We start from the raw sequence: 15,998 nt of genomic DNA, 5'->3' as shown, positions 1-15,998 counted from the left end.
CGATGGTACTGCAGGGGGGACCCTGTGGGAGAGTAGGACACCGCCGAACAATTTTTGAGGAAACCCCCGCACTTCGGTGCGGGGGTTTTCTGCGTTTAGAGGCCTTTTGCGTCCCCGAAGGGACGACGGCAGACATCCCGCTCAGAGACGACCCGCCGCTTTCAGAGCCAGATATGCGTCCGCCAGCGCCGGCGCCAAATCCTCCGGAGTCGCGTCCACCACCGTCACTCCATGACGACGAAGCTGTTCCGCCGTGCGCCGACGCTCGCTCTGGGCCTGAGCCGCAGACGCGGCCTCGTACACCGCCTCCGCGTTTCCCCTCGCCTGCGCCATGCGGGCAATACGCGGGTCGGCTACCGAGGCGACCAGAACAGTGTGGCGTTGGGTGAGCTGGGGGAGTACGGGCAGCAGCCCCTCTTCGACCGGTGCTGCGTCCAGCGTCGTGAGGAGCACGATCAGGGATCGGCGGGGCGCGGTTCGCAGCGCGGTGGCGGTGAGGCCACGGGCGTCGGTCTCGACGAGTTCCGGTTCCAGCGTGGCCATCGCGTCGACCAGGGAAGGCAGTACGTCGTTTGCCGAGCGGCCCTGGACCAGGGCACGCACCCGGCGGTCGTAGGCCAGCAGGGCCACGCGGTCGCCGGCGCGGGAGGCGAGGGCCGCCAGCAGCAGGGCCGCGTCCATGGAGGCGTCCAGGCGCGGGGCGTCGTCCACACGGCCGGCGGAGGTACGTCCGGTGTCCAGGACCAGGAGGATGTGCCGGTCGCGTTCGGGACGCCAGGTACGGACGGCGACGGTGGACTGCCGGGCGGTGGCCCGCCAGTCGATCGAGCGGGTGTCGTCTCCGGGGACGTACTCGCGCAGGCTGTCGAACTCTGTGCCCTCGCCACGGGTCAGGACGCTGGTGCGGCCGTCGAGTTCCCGCAATCGGGCGAGTTTCGACGGCAGGTGCTTGCGACTGGTGAACGGGGGAAGGACTCGCACCGTCCAGGGCACCTTGTGGGCGCCCTGGCGGGAGAACAGGCCGAGGGGGCCGTAGGAGCGGATCGTGACGCGGTCGGCCTGCCGGTCGCCGCGGCGGGTGGGGCGGAGCCGGGTCGTCACGCGCCGGCGCTCGCCCGCGGGCACTGTCAGCCGGTGCCGGGAGCCTTCGACCTCGGTGCCGGGCTGCCAGCTGCTCGGAGGCCAGGCGTCCCGGACCTGGGCCCGCAGTGGGCGGCGGGACGGGTTCGTGATCGTGAGCGTGACATCGGCGGTGTCGCCGAGGCGGGTGGAGGTGTCGCCGGAGCGGTCCAGCAGGAGACGGCGTACCGGTGCGGCCAGTGCGTAGTCGCAGGCGCAGGCCAGGGCCAGGGGGCCGTTGACCGCGAGGATGCCCGTCCAGCCCGGTTCCAGGATGCCTACGGGGATCGAGCCGAGGGCCGCGAGCAGGGCGGCGCGTCCGGTGAGTGCCATCAGCGGGGGACCGGGACGTGGGCGAGGATGGCGTTGACGACCGAGTCGGCGGTCACGCCCTCCATCTCCGCCTCGGGGCGCAGCTGGATGCGGTGGCGCAGGGTGGGCAGGGCGAGGGCCTTCACATCGTCGGGGATGACGTAGTCGCGGCCGGTCAGCCAGGCCCAGGCGCGTGAGGTGGCGAGCAGGGCGGTGGCGCCGCGCGGGGAGACGCCCAGGGTGAGGGAGGGCGACTCGCGGGTGGCGCGGCAGATGTCCACGACGTAGGCGGTGATCTCGGGGGAGACGGTCGTCTTGGCGACCGCGGCGCGGGCCGCCTCCAGGTCGACGGGGCCGGCTACCGGGCGTACGCCGGCGGCGCGCAGGTCGCGCGGGTTGAAGCCGGCGGCGTGCCGGGTGAGGACGTCGATCTCGTCCTGGCGTGAGGGCAGAGGGATCGTCAGTTTCAGCAGGAACCGGTCGAGTTGTGCTTCGGGGAGGGGATAGGTGCCCTCGTACTCGACCGGGTTCTGCGTCGCGGCGACCAGGAACGGCTCGGGCAGCGGGCGCGGGGTGCCGTCGACCGTGACCTGGCGTTCCTCCATGGCCTCCAGGAGGGACGACTGGGTCTTGGGCGGGGTGCGGTTGATCTCGTCCGCGAGGAGGAGGTTGGTGAAGACCGGACCGGGCTGGAAGGAGAACTCGGCGGTGCGGGCGTCGTAGACGAGGGAGCCGGTGATGTCGCTCGGCATCAGGTCCGGGGTGAACTGGACGCGTTTGGTGTCGAGTTCCAGTGCGGATGCGAGGGCGCGGACGAGCAACGTTTTGGCGACCCCGGGGACTCCTTCCAGCAGTACGTGTCCGCGGCAGAGGAGGGCGACGACGAGGCCGGTCACGGCGGGATCCTGGCCGACCACGGCTTTGGCGATCTCGGTGCGCAGGGCTTCCAGGGAGGCGCGTGCGGTGCCCGCGTCTCCGCTCCGCCCGGCGTTGTCAGTGGTCGGGTCCATCATGAACGGCGTACCTCTCTTTCGAGGGCGTCGAGTTGGTCGGTGAGTGCGATGAGGGCCGCGTCGTCGCCGGGCGGCGGTCCGAAGAGGAGGGCGTGCAGGGTCTGTCCGTCGCCGGAGAGGTGGGCGGACAGGGCGGGGAGCAGGGCCTCGGGCGTGTGCGCCTGGGCGGCGGGGACGCCCACGAGCGGGGCGAGGCGGGTGCGGGTGGCGGCGCGCAGGGCGGCGGCAGCGCGGTCCCGGGCGTTGGCCTTGCCGTAGAGGCGGGCGCGGCCTTCGGCGGTCTCCGAGGCGCGGATCGCGACGGGGAGTTTCTCGGGCACGAGCGGGCCGAAGCGGCGGGCCCGCCAGAAGGCGGCGAGGGCCGCCGCGATGAAGAGCTGCAGGGTGGCCCAGAGCCATCCCGAGGGGAGCAGGTCGAGGAAGTTCTTCCGCTCATCGCTTCCCGTGGGGGCGGTGTCGGACAGCGAGGGGAGGTACCAGACCAGATGGGGGCGGGAGCCGAGGAGTTGGAGGGCGAGCGAGGCGTTGCCCTGCTCGTCGAGGCGGTCGTTGTAGAGGATGTCGGGCGCGCCGAGTACGACGGTGTCGCCGCCTCCGGAGGCCGCGGGGATGCGCAGCAGGGTGGCGAGGCGTTCGCTGGGGTAGCAGGAGACGGCGTCGAGGTGGGTGGTGGTGTAGCGGAGGCCGCCGGTGTCGGCGGTGCCCGCGCGCCGGGCCTCGGACAGCGCGCAGTCCGGGGGCAGCGTGTCCTCGCCGCTGGTGGCGGGGTCCGCGGCGACCCCGGGGGCGAGCCGTTCGACGGACCAGCTGCCGGCCGCGACCAGGACGGTCCGCCCGCCGGAGGCCGCCGTGGCCGCGTGCAGCGCGGTCTGTTGACGGTGGGTCAGCCGGTCGGGTACGGCGACCAGCAGGGTGGTGTCCGGGCCGGTGGCGGCGCGGGCGGCACCGAGCGAGGTGACCACGCGGGTGGAGACGCCCCGCTCGGCGAGGAGCCGGGCGACGGCGCGGCTGCCGTAGGGGTCGGCGGAGCGCGGATCCAGTTCCCCGTGCCGGGTGGTGGAGCGTACGGCGGCCATGGCGACGGCGGCGGCGAGAAGCAGGACGACGGCGAGCACGATGCCGCGTGCGCGGGTCCACACCTGGCGTCCGGCCGGCGCGGTGGAGGTGGTCGTCGGGGTTGCCTCGGTGGTCACCCGGCTGCCCCCTGGCGGGTGCTGTGTGCGGTGCTGGCGCTGCTGTGGGCGAGGGTGGGCCTGGTGCGTTCCAGGTCGCGGTCGAGTTCGGCGATCCGGTGGTACGACTGCTCGCCGGCCCTGCGTCCGCCGTACGTGACGTCGTCGAACTCGCGGGCGGCGGCCCGCAGCCGGTCCGTGTGTGCGGGCAGGACGCGGCCGGCCTCGGCGGCGGCTTCGTCTGCGGTGCGGCCGGGGCGTACGTCGAGCAGGGCCCGTTCCTCCAGGGAGCGGACGAGGGCCCGCATGCGCTCCTGGACGGCCTGGTTCCAGTGGCCCTGCGCCGCGTGCGCCTCGCCGGCCGCGCGGTGTTCGGCGGCGCTGCGGGGGCGCTCGTCGAACAGGACGGCGGTGGAGACGGGGCGGCGGCGGGGGGTGCCCAGGCGCCACCACAGGGCGGCCAGGACGGCGACGGCGACGAGGATGACGACGATCAGTCCGACCGTGCCGCCGGGGGTGGCCGAGGCGGCCGCGCCGAACAGCCGGTCGACCCAGTCCCAGAACGCGTTCAGGGCACGCTGGAGCAGGCTGGGGTCGTTCTCGTGGTACATCCGTTTGGACAGCTCGCGCCGGGCCGCCTCGCGGGCGGGATCACGCGGGATGGTCACCGGGGGCTCGTCTCCCGAGCCGCCGGCGGCCAGTACGGCCTGGTCCGACACGTGCAGCAGTTGCCGTACGAGCGGGGCGGCGGTGCCCGATGGGCCCGCCGCCGTGAGCACTGCCCCCGTGAGGCTCACCGCATCAGCTCCCGGGGACGGGGCCGGGGGTGCCGGGGCCGTAGCCCTGGACACCGGCGGCGCGGGCCAGTTCGAGGTCGAGGGCCTCGCGGCGGATGCGCAGGTCGATGTACAGGAGCACGGTGACGCCGGCGCTGATCGGAAGGGTGAGCGTGGTGCCGATCAGGGAGCCGATCCCCCGGATGATCAGGAACGCCCAGCCGACGGGTTCCCCGCTGGTGCCGAGGAAGTTGTCCATGCTGTCGCCGCTCACGGCGGCTCCGACGAGGGCGAACGGGATGGTGACGATCGCCGAGACGATGTTGGCGATGAGCCAGGCGAGCAGCTGGATGCCGAGGACGCGCCACCAGGAGCCGCGCACGAGCTTGGCGGAGCGGCTCATGGACTTGGTGATGCTCTGGCGTTCCAGCATCAGGGCGGGGGCGGCCAGGTAGTAGCGGATGGCCAGCCAGACCGCGACGACGACGCCGCCGAGGATGCCGAGGGCGAACAGTGCGGCTCCGCCGGCGTCGCTGCCTCCGGCGGCCAGGACCAGGAAGCCGGGCAGGGCGCCGGCGACGACCACGCCGACGGTGATCAGGCCGAGCAGGAGGAGGAGCCCGGCCAGCTTCGGGATCTGCGGGCGGGCCTCCCGCCAGGCCTCGCCGGTGCTGACCGGCTTGCCGAGGACGGCGCGGCTGGTGATGGTCGTGAGCAGGGCGGTGGCGACGACGACCGCGGCAGCGGAGATCACCGTGACGATGCCGGTGCCGAGCATGGACTCGCGCAGGGCGCGGTACACGTCGTCGGGGGTGGCGGTCCGGCTGTCGAGCTGCGTGCCGGCGAGGGCGTCGTTGAGCAGGAAGCCCTGCACCAGGACGAGGCAGGTGTCCGTGACCGCGGCGACGGCCAGTGCGATGCCGAGGACCGTGCGCCAGTACGTGCGCATGGTGGACACGGCCCCGTCGAGGATCTCGCCGACGCCGAGCGGACGCAGCGGGATGACACCGGGCTTGGCCGCGGGCGGGGGGCCGCCCCAGCCGCCGCCCCAGGCGGGGTAGCCGCCGGGGGTGCCGTAGCCGCCGGGGCCGGGTGGCGGGCCGCCGTAGCCGCCGCCGTATCCGCCGGGGCCGGGGCCGCCGGGCTGCTGGCCGCCCCAGCCCGGGCCGGGCGGTGGCGGCGGAGCCTGGTGGGGGCTGGGGGCACCGGTGGGGGCCGCCCACTGGCCTGGTGGCGGCTGCTCCTTCGACCACTTTCCGCCTGGGCCCTGCGCGTCCGGGCCCGGCTGGGATGCGGGCCCGGTTGGGCCGGGGCGGTCGGCGGGCTCGGCGGGGCCGGACGCACCGGGTTCCCGACCCTCGGACGACGGGGCGGATCCGGGCGAGGCCCAGCCCGGAGTGTCTGTCATCGAAGCTCCTTCTCGATGCCCGTCCGCGGTCGCGGCGGCAGGTTGGCAGCCATCGTGCCATGGGCCGGTGACCGGGGGATCGGCCGCCGTCGGGGCGGGACTCCTTCAATTGTCCGCCGGATCCGGGGCAGACTGACGGCATGGCTGATCAGCAGGAGCGAACCAGCGGGGACAAGCGGCCGACCGAGATACCTGCGATCCGATGGGAGGAACCACCAGAAGGTCCCGTACTGGTCCTTCTCGACCAGACGAGGCTCCCGGCCGAAGAGGTCGAGCTGGTGTGCACGGACGCTGCGGCGCTGGTGGAGGCGATCCGTTCGCTCGCCGTGCGCGGGGCGCCGCTGCTGGGGATCGCGGGGGCGTACGGCGTCGCGCTCGCCGCCGCGCGGGGCTTCGACGTGGCCGAGGCGGCCCGGGCGCTGGAGGGCGCCAGGCCCACCGCGGTGAATCTGTCCGTCGGGGTGCGCCGGGCCGAGGCCGCGCATCGGGCGGCGCTGGCCGGTACCGGCGACCCCACCGCGGCCGCGGTGGCGGCGCTGGCTGCGGCGCGGGCACTGCACCAGGAGGACGCCGAGGCCAGTGCCCGGATGGCGGCCCATGGTCTGACGCTGCTGGACGAGCTGCTGCCCGGTGGCGGGCACCGGATCCTGACCCACTGCAACACCGGATCGCTGGTGTCGGGCGGGGAGGGCACGGCCTTCGCGGTGGCCCTGGCGGCGCACCGGGTGGGGCGGCTGCGGCGGCTGTGGGTGGACGAGACGCGTCCGCTGCTGCAGGGCGCCCGCCTGACGGCGTACGAAGCGGCCCGCAGCGACATGGCGTACACGCTGCTCACGGACAACGCGGCGGGTTCCCTGTTCGCGGCGGGTGAGGTGGACGCGGTGCTGGTCGGGGCGGACCGGATCGCCGCCGACGGCTCGGTGGCGAACAAGGTGGGGAGCTACCCGCTCGCGGTGCTCGCCCGGTACCACCATGTGCCGTTCATCGTGGTGGCGCCGGTGACGACCGTCGACCTGGACACGCCCGACGGGGCGTCCATCGAGGTCGAGCAGCGCCCCGGTTTCGAGGTGACGGAGGTCGCGGCGCCGCAGGTGCCGGTGACGGGGGCCGGGGGCGGGGTCCCGGTGGCTCCGCTGGGGACGCAGGCGTACAACCCGGCGTTCGACGTGACGCCGCCCGAGCTGGTGACGGCGATCGTGACCGAGGAGGGTGCCGTCTCCCCGGTGACGGCCGAGGCCCTCGCGGAGATGTGTGCCAGGTCTTCGGCCGGAGCGCCGCCGACGCCGCGCTGAGAGCGGTACGACATGGACGCCGGCGGACGGGGGCAGACAGTGACGGCCTCGTACGACTATCGTCACCGGCCAGTGACCTGCCTCACCAGGGCGCCTGTCGCTGTTATGAGAATGGGATGATGTCGTTTATGAAGGGACGAGTCCTTGTCGTCGACGACGACACAGCACTGGCCGAGATGCTCGGGATCGTGCTGCGTGGTGAAGGTTTTGAGCCGTCTTTCGTAGCCGACGGCGACAAGGCGCTGGCCGCTTTCCGTGAGAGCAAGCCCGACTTGGTGCTGCTGGACCTGATGCTGCCCGGACGGGACGGCATCGAGGTCTGCCGGCTGATCCGGGCGGAGTCCGGGGTGCCGATCGTGATGCTCACGGCGAAGAGCGACACCGTCGACGTCGTCGTGGGTCTGGAGTCGGGCGCCGACGACTACATCGTGAAGCCGTTCAAGCCGAAGGAGCTGGTGGCCCGGATCCGGGCGCGGCTGCGCAGGTCGGAGGAGCCGGCACCGGAGCAGCTCACCATCGGTGACCTGGTCATCGATGTCGCCGGGCACTCGGTGAAGCGGGACGGGCAGTCGATAGCGCTGACGCCGCTGGAGTTCGACCTGCTGGTCGCGCTCGCGCGCAAGCCGTGGCAGGTGTTCACCCGCGAGGTGCTCCTCGAACAGGTGTGGGGCTACCGGCACGCGGCCGACACGCGGCTCGTCAACGTGCACGTCCAGCGGCTGCGCTCCAAGGTCGAGAAGGACCCGGAGCGGCCGGAGATCGTGGTGACCGTCCGTGGTGTCGGTTACAAGGCCGGACCGAGCTGACATGTCCGGGGACAGCGCCGCTTCGGCCCCCGGCGGTTCCGGGGCCCGTCCGGAGCGGCCTGTCGGCCGGCCCGCAGCGGGTGCACGCCTCCGGGCCCTGTTCCCCGGCGGCCTGCTGAACGGCGGCGTCCAGGGCAGCCCGGTGCTGCGACTGTTCCTGCGCTGGGTGCGCCGTCCGCTGCTGCCGGTGATGCGGCTGTGGCGGCGCAACATCCAGCTCAGGGTCGTCGCCACCACCCTGCTGATGTCGCTGGGTGTCGTCCTGCTGCTGGGCTTCGTCGTGATCGGGCAGGTGCGCAACGGCTTGCTGGACGCGAAGGTCAAGGCGTCGCAGAGCCAGGCCACGGGCGGGTTCGCGGTGGCCAGGCAGAAGGCCGACGAGGCGGTCGGCGGCACCGGTGCGGCCACCGGTGACGGGACGTCGACCGCGGACGGGAGGCAGTCGGAGACCGTCATCCCGTGGATGAGCGACCTCGTGGAGTCGCTGTCCAGCGGTGGCGCGGGCGCCTTCGAGGTGGTGACGCTGCCGGTGGGCGACGACAGCGGTGGCGGGCGCAGCCCGCGTGGCTCCGGCAACGTCAACCCGACCTCCAGCGTGCCCGCGGCCCTGCGTGAGCGGGTCAACAGCGGTACGACGGCCGTCCAGAGCAACACGCGGATCGTCTACGACGGCGGCAAGGAATCGCAGCCGGGCATCGCGATCGGCAAGCAGGTCAACGATCCCAACGGCCGCCCGTACGAGCTGTACTTCCTCTTCCCGCTCACGCAGGAGGAGAAGTCCCTGAGCCTGGTCAAGGGCACTCTCGCCACGGCCGGGCTGTTCGTCGTCGTCCTGCTCGGCGCCATCGCCTGGCTGGTCGTGCGGCAGGTCGTCACCCCGGTGCGGATGGCGGCCGGGATCGCGGAGCGGCTGTCCGCCGGGCGGCTGCAGGAGCGGATGAAGGTCACCGGCGAGGACGACATCGCCCGTCTGGGCGAGGCCTTCAACAAGATGGCGCAGAACCTGCAGGTCAAGATCCAGCAGCTGGAGGACCTGTCGCGGATGCAGCGGCGGTTCGTCTCCGACGTGTCGCACGAGCTGCGCACCCCGCTGACCACCGTGCGGATGGCCGCCGACGTCATCCACGAGGCCCGCGAGGACTTCGACCCGGTGACCGCGCGGTCGGCCGAGCTGCTCGCCGACCAGCTGGACCGGTTCGAGTCGCTGCTCGCGGACCTGCTGGAGATCAGCCGTTTCGACGCCGGCGCGGCGGCGCTGGAGGCCGAGCCGATCGACCTCAGGGAGGTCGTCCGGCGCGTGGTGAGCGGTGCCGAACCGCTCGCGGAGCGCAAGGGCACGCACATACGGGTGGTCGGCGACCAGCAGCCCGTCGTCGCCGAGGCGGACGCCCGGCGCGTGGAGCGCGTGCTGCGCAACCTGGTCGTGAACGCCGTCGAGCACGGCGAGGGCAAGGACGTCGTGGTCCGGCTGGCCGCGGCGGGCGGGGCCGTGGCCGTCGCGGTGCGGGACTACGGCGTCGGGCTGAAGCCCGGCGAGGCGACCCGTGTCTTCAGCCGCTTCTGGCGGGCCGACCCGGCGCGCGCGCGTACCACCGGCGGCACCGGCCTCGGACTGTCGATCGCCCTGGAGGACGCGCGGCTGCACGGCGGCTGGCTGCAGGCCTGGGGCGAGCCGGGCGGCGGCTCGCAGTTCCGGCTGACGCTGCCCAGGACCGCGGACGAGCCGCTGCGGGGCTCGCCGATACCGCTGGAGCCCAAGGACTCCCGCCGCAACCGCGCCCCGGCCGACGCCGGTGCGGCCCGCGGGGGCGAGGAGAAGCGGGCGACCGTGCCGGTGCAGCAGGCCGGCGCGCAGGCGTCCGCACTGCCGCCCAGGACGCCGATGGCGCCGCGGCTGGGGGCCACCACTCCCTCGGCTGACCCGACCGCCCTGCCGGGCAACGGCAACGGCACGCGCGTGGTGCCCCGGCCCACCGGCGGCGCCGCCCGGCGTCCGGCCGACGGGCCCGGCGCGCGTCCGGCGCCGGAGCCGGGCGGGGACCGGCCGGACACGGCCACGCCGAACGACTCGACCGAGCCAGGGGAGGCATTTCGTGGCCGCTGACCGCACGGGGGGCGCACGGCGGCGGCCGGCGCGCGCGGTGGCGTACGCCGCCTTGGGTGTCGTACTGCTGGCCGGTTGTGCCTCCATGCCCGACAGCGGGGACCTGCGGGACGTGGAGTCCACGCCGCGGCAGGACACCGGCGTGCGGGTGTTCGCCATGCCGCCTGCCGACGGCGCGGGTCCGGGCGAGATCATGCAGGGCTTCCTGGAGGCCCTGACCAGCGACGACCCGGGGTACGACACGGCGCGCAAGTACCTGACGGCCGATGCGGCGGGCAAGTGGCGGCCGGAGCGGTCGACCACCGTCCTCGCGAACGGGCCGACCATCGAGACCGACTGCCGCCCGGGCGGCCGGGAGGAGACCAACAGCGTCACCTGCGTGCTGGCCGGCACCCGGGTGGCCACGGTCGACGACCAGCAGGCCTACCAGCCCGCCGACGGCTCCTACCGCAAGAAGCTGCACCTCACGAAGAACCCCAAGAGCGGGCAGTGGCGCATCGACGGGCTGCCCGACGGCGTCGTGATGGGCAAGTCGGACTTCCAGCGGAACTACACGTCCGTCGACAAGTACTACTTCGCCTCCAACACGGCGGTCGGGGCGAGCGGGCAGCCGGTGGCGGTCGCCGATCCGGTGTTCGTGCGCAGCAAGGTCGACCCGATGACCCAGATGGTCCGCTCGCTGCTGACCGGGCCCACCACCTGGCTCGGTCCGGTGGTCAGGTCGAGTTTCCCGACCGGTACCGCGTTGCAGAAGGGCGTGTCCGGGCTGGCACCGGACGACCAGAACAGGCTGACGGTGCCGTTGAACCTCAAGCCGTCGAAGGTCGCCGCGAGCAAGTGCACCGAGATGGCGACGCAGGTGATGTTCACCCTGCGGAACCTGGCGCCGACGCTGGAGTCCGTCGAGCTGCGCGGGGCCGGCGGAGACCGGCTGTGCGAACTCACCGAGGAGCGCGCCGAGTCGGTCGCCTGGCACGGTCCGACCAAGCGCCCCGAGTACCTGTACTTCCTCGACGGCAAGCACCGGGCGGTACGGATGCAGGCCGGGAGCACCGGCACCGGGTCCGTTCCGGTGCCGGGTCCGCTGGGCGAGGGCGACAAGGGGCTGCAATCGCTCGCGGTGTCGCGGGACGAGCACACCGCGGCCGGGATCGGCGACGAGGGCAGGTCGCTGTACGTGACGCAGCTGGCGTCGGGCGGTTCGCTCGGCGAGCCGAAGGTCACCAGTGACGGTCCGACGCCCGCCGAGCGGCTGACCACACCGAGCTGGGACGCGCGCGGCGATCTGTGGGTGGCCGACCGCGATCCGCACCGGCCGGGGCTGTTCGTGCTGGAAGCGGGCGCCACCAAGTCGGAACAGGTGGCCCTGCCCGACCTGCCCGGCCGGATAGAGGACGTCCGGGTGGCCGCGGACGGGGCGCGGATCGCGCTGGTCGTGGCGAAGGACGACAAGCAGTCCCTGTTCATCGGCCGGATCCAGCGTGACGACGGGACCGGGCAGGGCATATCGGTCGACGGACTGCGGTCGGCGGCGCCGGACCTGGAGCAGGTCAGCGCCATCTCCTGGGCCGGGGACAGCAGGCTGCTCGTCGTCGGGCAGGAGCAGGGCGGCGTGCAGCAGATGCGGTACGTCCAGGTCGACGGCTCCACGCTCGACGGTCCGGCGCCGGGCGCGCTCACCAGCGTCAAGGCGATCGCCGCGTCCGAGGACGAGCGGGTGCCGCTGGTGGCCTACTCGGAGGACGGGGTCGTACGGCTGCCGTCCGGGGCCCAGTGGCAGAAGGTCGACAAGGACGGAACCGCGCCGGTCTATCCCGGCTGACCGCCGGGGCCCCCGGACCCGCCCGGGCCGGGGGCCGCGCTCCCGCCGTGCCCGCGGACGGGCCCGGAGTTGTCCACAGGGCGTTGTCCACAGGGGTGGCCGGCCGGCGGCGGCGTTGGCACAGTGGTGGTCATGCGGGGGTGGTGGCAGGACCTCACCGACCTGGTGCTGCCGGCCGACTGCGCGGGCTGCGGTGCACCTCGTACGGCGCTCTGCGCGCGGTGCCGGGCCATGCTCGGCGCGGGGGTGGCCCGGCGGGTGCGGCCGGTGCCGGAGCCGGCCGGGCTGCCGGTGGTGCACGCGGTGGCTCCCTACGCGGCGGAGGTGCGCGCGCTGCTGCTCGCGCACAAGGAGCGCGGCGCGCTGGTTCTCGCGGGAGTGCTGGGCAGGGCGCTGGCGGGGGCGGTCCGGGCAGGTCTCGGCAAGGGCGGTGCAGGCGCCACTGCGTCGGGGCGCGGGCCCGTGCTGCTGGTTCCCGTGCCCTCCGCCCGGTGGGCCGTGCGGGCGCGGGGGCACGATCCGGTGCGGCGGATGGCGCTCGCGGCGGCCGGGGAGCTGCGGCGCACCGGGACACCCGCCAGGGTGGCGGCCGTACTGCGGCAGCGGCGGGCCGTGGCGGACCAGGCGGGGCTGGACGCCCGGCAGCGCCTGGAGAACCTCGCCGGGGCGCTGGAGGTGAGCCCGGGCGGCGGCCGGCTGCTCGGCGCGGGCCGTGTGGTGCTCGTCGACGACCTGATGACGACGGGCGCCAGTCTCGCGGAGGCGGCGCGGGCCCTGCGGGGGGCGGGGCTCTCCCGGCCCGATCGAGGGACGGTCGTGTATGACGCGATAACTCGGGAAGGTAGGGAGGAACAACGGATCGGTGTACGACAGGAGAGGAGCGAGTGGGTGCACAGTGCACCGGAAAAGGCCGTCTTGAACGCCGTCGGCGTGATGCTTCGTGCCGCGGTGATCGCCGCTCCTCGCGATTCCTTCGGAATAAACAGGAACTGATCGTCAACTTGCCACGTTGCAGGTGGTGAGGGCCCTAATTCACCTGAACGGAGGTACGCCGCAGTAGAGGGTGACGACATCCGTCCGGGCGAGATATGTTCGGGTGTGAGGAAAGGCGCAGGCCAGGCCTCGCATATCCGAATGCCGTGCTGCGGGTTTTGCGCAATCACCCGCACCGGTGGGGTGTAGATCTCGCCCATGGGGGAGGAGGAGGTGGAAGTCACCGAGTCCGAGGTCCGGTGATCACCGGACCTGGTGCGAAAGGGAGATGCTCCGCCGATGCAGCGGAGCGATCCGGGAACGGAGTTCTGCGTGGACATCGTCGTCAAAGGCCGCAAGACCGAGGTGCCCGAGCGGTTCCGCAAGCACGTGGCCGAGAAGCTGAAGCTGGAGAAGATCCAGCGGCTCGATGCCAAGGTGATGAGCCTCGACGTCGAGGTGTCCAAGGAACCGAACCCCCGACAGGCCGACCGCTGCGACCGAGTGGAGATCACCCTCCACTCCCGCGGTCCGGTGATCCGGGCGGAGGCGGCGGCCAGCGATCCGTATGCGGCACTCGACCTGGCGGCGGAGAAGCTGGACGCCCGGCTGCGCAAGCAGCACGACAAGCGGTTCTCGCGCCGAGGCGCGCGCCGGATCTCGGCGGCAGAGGTCCCCGACCACGTCCCGGACGCGGCGACACTGAACGGCAACGGCCTCCCCGTCCACGACGAGGACACGGACGGAGTGCCGACCAAGAAGATCGGCTCGCTGGAGGTCAAGGGTGAAGGCCCCCTCGTCGTCCGCGAGAAGACGCACGTCGCCGCTCCGATGAGCCTCGACCAGGCCCTCTACGAGATGGAACTGGTCGGCCACGACTTCTACTTGTTCGTCGACTCCGAGACGAAGGAACCGAGCGTCGTCTACCGGCGACACGCCTACGACTACGGGGTGATCCACCTCAGCACGGACCCGATGGTCACAGAGACGCAGGCCCCCGCAGCGGGTGGCACGCTGGGCGGCTGACCCGCCCGGCTGAAGCTGAGCCGGTGCCCCTGGAGCGCGTGTGCGCCCCCAGGGGCACCGGTGTGCGACCACTTCGCGCCCCGCACGTCACCTCCGTGGCGTCCGGGCATGAAATCATGGCCGCACCGGCCCAACCGGTGGGCCGCTGCCTTGGGTTGGCGATGGCACAGGACCACAGGCCACAGCCTTCAGGGGGAGGAACGATGGCGGACACCTTCGGACCGATGCGGGACGGGGACGCCGACGACGATGTCATGGGTATGGGCCCGGATGCGGACCCGTCGCGCAAGGAACCGATCCGGGTCCTGGTCGTGGACGACCATGCCCTCTTCCGGCGCGGACTGGAGATCGTGCTCGCGGCCGAGGAGGACATCCAGGTCGTCGGCGAGGCGGGCGACGGGGCCGAGGCCGTCGACAAGGCCGCCGACTTGCTGCCCGACATCGTGCTGATGGACGTCCGCATGCCCAAGCGCGGCGGGATCGAGGCCTGCACCTCCATCAAGGAGGTCGCCCCCAGTGCCAAGATCATCATGCTGACGATCAGCGACGAGGAGGCCGACCTCTACGACGCGATCAAGGCGGGCGCGACCGGATACCTCCTCAAGGAGATCTCGACGGACGAGGTGGCCACCGCCATTCGCGCGGTGGCCGACGGGCAGTCGCAGATCAGCCCCTCGATGGCGTCGAAACTCCTCACCGAGTTCAAGTCGATGATCCAGCGCACCGACGAACGCCGGCTGGTGCCCGCGCCCCGGCTGACCGACCGGGAGCTGGAGGTCCTCAAACTCGTCGCCACGGGCATGAACAACCGGGACATCGCCAAGGAGTTGTTCATCTCCGAGAACACCGTGAAGAACCACGTCCGCAACATCCTGGAGAAGCTGCAGCTGCACTCCCGGATGGAGGCCGTGGTCTACGCGATGCGGGAGAAGATCCTGGAGATCCGCTAGCGCCGGCCCGATCCGGCGGCGCCTACCCGAGGAGACCGGCGAGTTCCCGGGTGAGGGGCTCGCGCAGCTCGGGTGCGTCCACGCGCTCGACGCGGACGTTCGTGCAGTTCACCCAGGTCGCCGCCTCGGCCAGGGCCTGGGCGACCGCCCGGACCGCCTTCGGGCCGTCCAGGGTGACCTGCTTGGCCACCAGCGTGCGGCCCTCCCGGGCCGGGTCGACACGCCCGACGAGCCGGCCGCCGGCGAGCACCGGCATCGCGAAGTAGCCGTGGATCCGCTTGGGCCTCGGGACATACGCCTCCAGCCGGTGGGTGAAACCGAAGATCCGCTCGGTGCGCGCCCGCTCCCAGATCAGCGAGTCGAACGGCGACAGCAGTGTCGTGCGGTGCCGGCCGCGCGGCGGCGCCGCCAGGGCCGCCGGGTCCGCCCAGGCCGGCCTGCCCCAGCCCTCGACCTCGACCGGCACCAGCCCCGAGTCCGCGATCACCGCGTCGACCTGCTCGGCCTTGAGGCGGTGGTAGTCGGCGATGTCCGCGCGCGTGCCGACGCCCAGCGACTCGCCCGCCAGCCGGACCAGACGGCGCAGGCACTCGGTGTCGTCCAGCTCGTCGTGCAGCAGCGTGTCCGGGACGGCGCGCTCGGCGAGGTCGTACACCCGCTTCCAGCCGCGCCGCTCCACGCACACGACCTCGCCGTACATCAGCGCCCGCTCCACGGCGACCTTCGTGCCCGACCAGTCCCACCAGTCGTTCGTCTTCTTCGCGCCGCCCAGCTCCGTGGCGGTCAGCGGACCCTCCGCGCGCAGCTGCTTGATGACCTGGTCGTAGGCACCTTCGGGCAGGTCGTGGTGCCAGTGGGGGCGGTCGCGGTAGGCGCGGCGGCGGAAGGCGAAGTGCGGCCACTCCTCGATGGGGAGGATGCAGGCGGCGTGCGACCAGTACTCGAAGGCGTGGGCGTCCGTCCAGTACGCGGCCTCCACGGTCTGGCGGCCGACCGCGCCCAGCCGGGCGTACGGCACGAGCTCGTGGGAGCGGGCCAGGACGGAGATCGTGTCGAGCTGCACCGCGCCGAGGTGGCGCAGCACCCCGCGGACACCCGCGCGCCGGTCGGGCGCGCCGAGCAGGCCCTGGGCCCGCAGGACGATCCGGCGGGCGTCGTCCGCGGTGAGGGTGGTGGTGGGGCGCGGAAGGGTCGTCATGCCTCGGACGATAGAGGGTGCCACTGAC

13 protein-coding genes are annotated in these 15,998 nt (G+C 72.9%); 7 read left to right on the top strand and 6 right to left on the bottom strand.

Translation table 11 applies throughout. The annotated features are described in order from the left end of the window. Positions 1-141: 141 nt before the first annotated feature. The 5 genes from IG05_RS0137285 to IG05_RS0137265 are packed head-to-tail and all read right to left on the bottom strand — an operon-like array spanning position 142 to position 5,800. Positions 142-1,452: a DUF58 domain-containing protein gene (locus IG05_RS0137285; RefSeq protein ID WP_030348550.1), complete on the bottom strand. Its 1,311-nt coding sequence runs from the start codon at positions 1,450-1,452 to the stop codon at positions 142-144. Then, positions 1,452-2,441, bottom strand: a complete 990-nt coding sequence (locus IG05_RS0137280; RefSeq protein WP_107051491.1) for an AAA family ATPase — start codon at positions 2,439-2,441, stop codon at positions 1,452-1,454. Before IG05_RS0137280 ends, IG05_RS0137285 begins: the two co-directional genes overlap by 1 nt. Next, a complete protein-coding gene (locus tag IG05_RS0137275) occupies positions 2,441-3,637 on the bottom strand; it encodes a DUF4350 domain-containing protein (RefSeq protein ID WP_030348548.1) in 1,197 nt (398 codons plus the stop codon). Before IG05_RS0137275 ends, IG05_RS0137280 begins: the two co-directional genes overlap by 1 nt. Then, on the bottom strand, positions 3,634-4,413 hold the full coding sequence (locus IG05_RS0137270; RefSeq protein WP_030348547.1) for a DUF4129 domain-containing protein: 780 nt from the start codon (positions 4,411-4,413) through the stop codon (positions 3,634-3,636). Before IG05_RS0137270 ends, IG05_RS0137275 begins: the two co-directional genes overlap by 4 nt. Before the next feature lie 4 nt (positions 4,414-4,417). Then, complete coding sequence (locus IG05_RS0137265; RefSeq protein ID WP_030348546.1) at positions 4,418-5,800, bottom strand: glycerophosphoryl diester phosphodiesterase membrane domain-containing protein; 1,383 nt, start codon at positions 5,798-5,800, stop codon at positions 4,418-4,420. Positions 5,801-5,940: 140 nt separating this feature from the next. Between IG05_RS0137265 and mtnA the strand changes: the two genes are divergently transcribed. From mtnA to IG05_RS0137230, 7 genes are all read left to right on the top strand, one after another. After that, positions 5,941-7,092 carry an S-methyl-5-thioribose-1-phosphate isomerase gene (mtnA, locus tag IG05_RS0137260; protein ID WP_030348545.1) on the top strand — a complete coding sequence of 384 codons (1,152 nt, stop codon included), beginning with the start codon at positions 5,941-5,943 and terminating at the stop codon, positions 7,090-7,092. A gap of 116 nt (positions 7,093-7,208) precedes the next feature. After that, positions 7,209-7,898: a two-component system response regulator MtrA gene (gene mtrA, locus IG05_RS0137255; protein ID WP_187279108.1), complete on the top strand. Its 690-nt coding sequence runs from the start codon at positions 7,209-7,211 to the stop codon at positions 7,896-7,898. Between the two features lies 1 nt (position 7,899). After that, entirely contained in the window at positions 7,900-10,002 is a 2,103-nt protein-coding gene (mtrB, locus tag IG05_RS0137250; protein WP_030348543.1) for an MtrAB system histidine kinase MtrB, read from the top strand. Then, positions 9,992-11,824 carry an LpqB family beta-propeller domain-containing protein gene (locus IG05_RS0137245; protein ID WP_030348542.1) on the top strand — a complete coding sequence of 611 codons (1,833 nt, stop codon included), beginning with the start codon at positions 9,992-9,994 and terminating at the stop codon, positions 11,822-11,824. The genes mtrB and IG05_RS0137245 overlap by 11 nt, the downstream gene beginning before the upstream one ends. Before the next feature lie 132 nt (positions 11,825-11,956). After that, complete coding sequence (locus IG05_RS0137240; RefSeq protein WP_030348541.1) at positions 11,957-12,817, top strand: ComF family protein; 861 nt, start codon at positions 11,957-11,959, stop codon at positions 12,815-12,817. A 312-nt stretch (positions 12,818-13,129) separates the two neighbouring features. After that, positions 13,130-13,822: a ribosome hibernation-promoting factor, HPF/YfiA family gene (gene hpf / locus IG05_RS0137235; protein WP_420707651.1), complete on the top strand. Its 693-nt coding sequence runs from the start codon at positions 13,130-13,132 to the stop codon at positions 13,820-13,822. Between the two features lie 203 nt (positions 13,823-14,025). After that, the gene (locus IG05_RS0137230; protein ID WP_030348539.1) at positions 14,026-14,772 is read left to right on the top strand and encodes a response regulator; all 747 of its coding nucleotides are present in this window, start codon (positions 14,026-14,028) and stop codon (positions 14,770-14,772) included. 22 nt (positions 14,773-14,794) lie between these two features. Here IG05_RS0137230 and IG05_RS0137225 read toward each other — a convergent pair whose 3' ends face one another. Continuing rightward, complete coding sequence (locus IG05_RS0137225; protein ID WP_030348538.1) at positions 14,795-15,970, bottom strand: winged helix-turn-helix domain-containing protein; 1,176 nt, start codon at positions 15,968-15,970, stop codon at positions 14,795-14,797. Positions 15,971-15,998: the final 28 nt, after the last annotated feature.

Origin of the sequence: Streptomyces sp. NRRL S-1022 (assembly GCF_000720135.1) — a bacterium.
Taxonomy (GTDB): Bacteria; Actinomycetota; Actinomycetes; order Streptomycetales; family Streptomycetaceae; genus Streptomyces.
This window is presented reverse-complemented; position numbering and strand designations above follow the sequence as displayed.

Excerpts from the sequence above, each read along its gene's own strand:
- IG05_RS0137285 (WP_030348550.1), bottom strand. The coding sequence starts at position 1,452 with ATGGCACTCACCGGACGCGCCGCCCTGCTCGCGGCCCTCGGCTCGATC.
- IG05_RS0137280 (WP_107051491.1), bottom strand. The coding sequence starts at position 2,441 with ATGGACCCGACCACTGACAACGCCGGGCGGAGCGGAGACGCGGGCACC.
- IG05_RS0137265 (WP_030348546.1), bottom strand. The coding sequence starts at position 5,800 with ATGACAGACACTCCGGGCTGGGCCTCGCCCGGATCCGCCCCGTCGTCC.
- mtnA (WP_030348545.1), top strand. The coding sequence starts at position 5,941 with ATGGCTGATCAGCAGGAGCGAACCAGCGGGGACAAGCGGCCGACCGAG.
- mtrA (WP_187279108.1), top strand. The coding sequence starts at position 7,209 with ATGATGTCGTTTATGAAGGGACGAGTCCTTGTCGTCGACGACGACACA.
- mtrB (WP_030348543.1), top strand. The coding sequence starts at position 7,900 with ATGTCCGGGGACAGCGCCGCTTCGGCCCCCGGCGGTTCCGGGGCCCGT.
- IG05_RS0137240 (WP_030348541.1), top strand. The coding sequence starts at position 11,957 with ATGCGGGGGTGGTGGCAGGACCTCACCGACCTGGTGCTGCCGGCCGAC.
- IG05_RS0137230 (WP_030348539.1), top strand. The coding sequence starts at position 14,026 with ATGGCGGACACCTTCGGACCGATGCGGGACGGGGACGCCGACGACGAT.
- IG05_RS0137225 (WP_030348538.1), bottom strand. The coding sequence starts at position 15,970 with ATGACGACCCTTCCGCGCCCCACCACCACCCTCACCGCGGACGACGCC.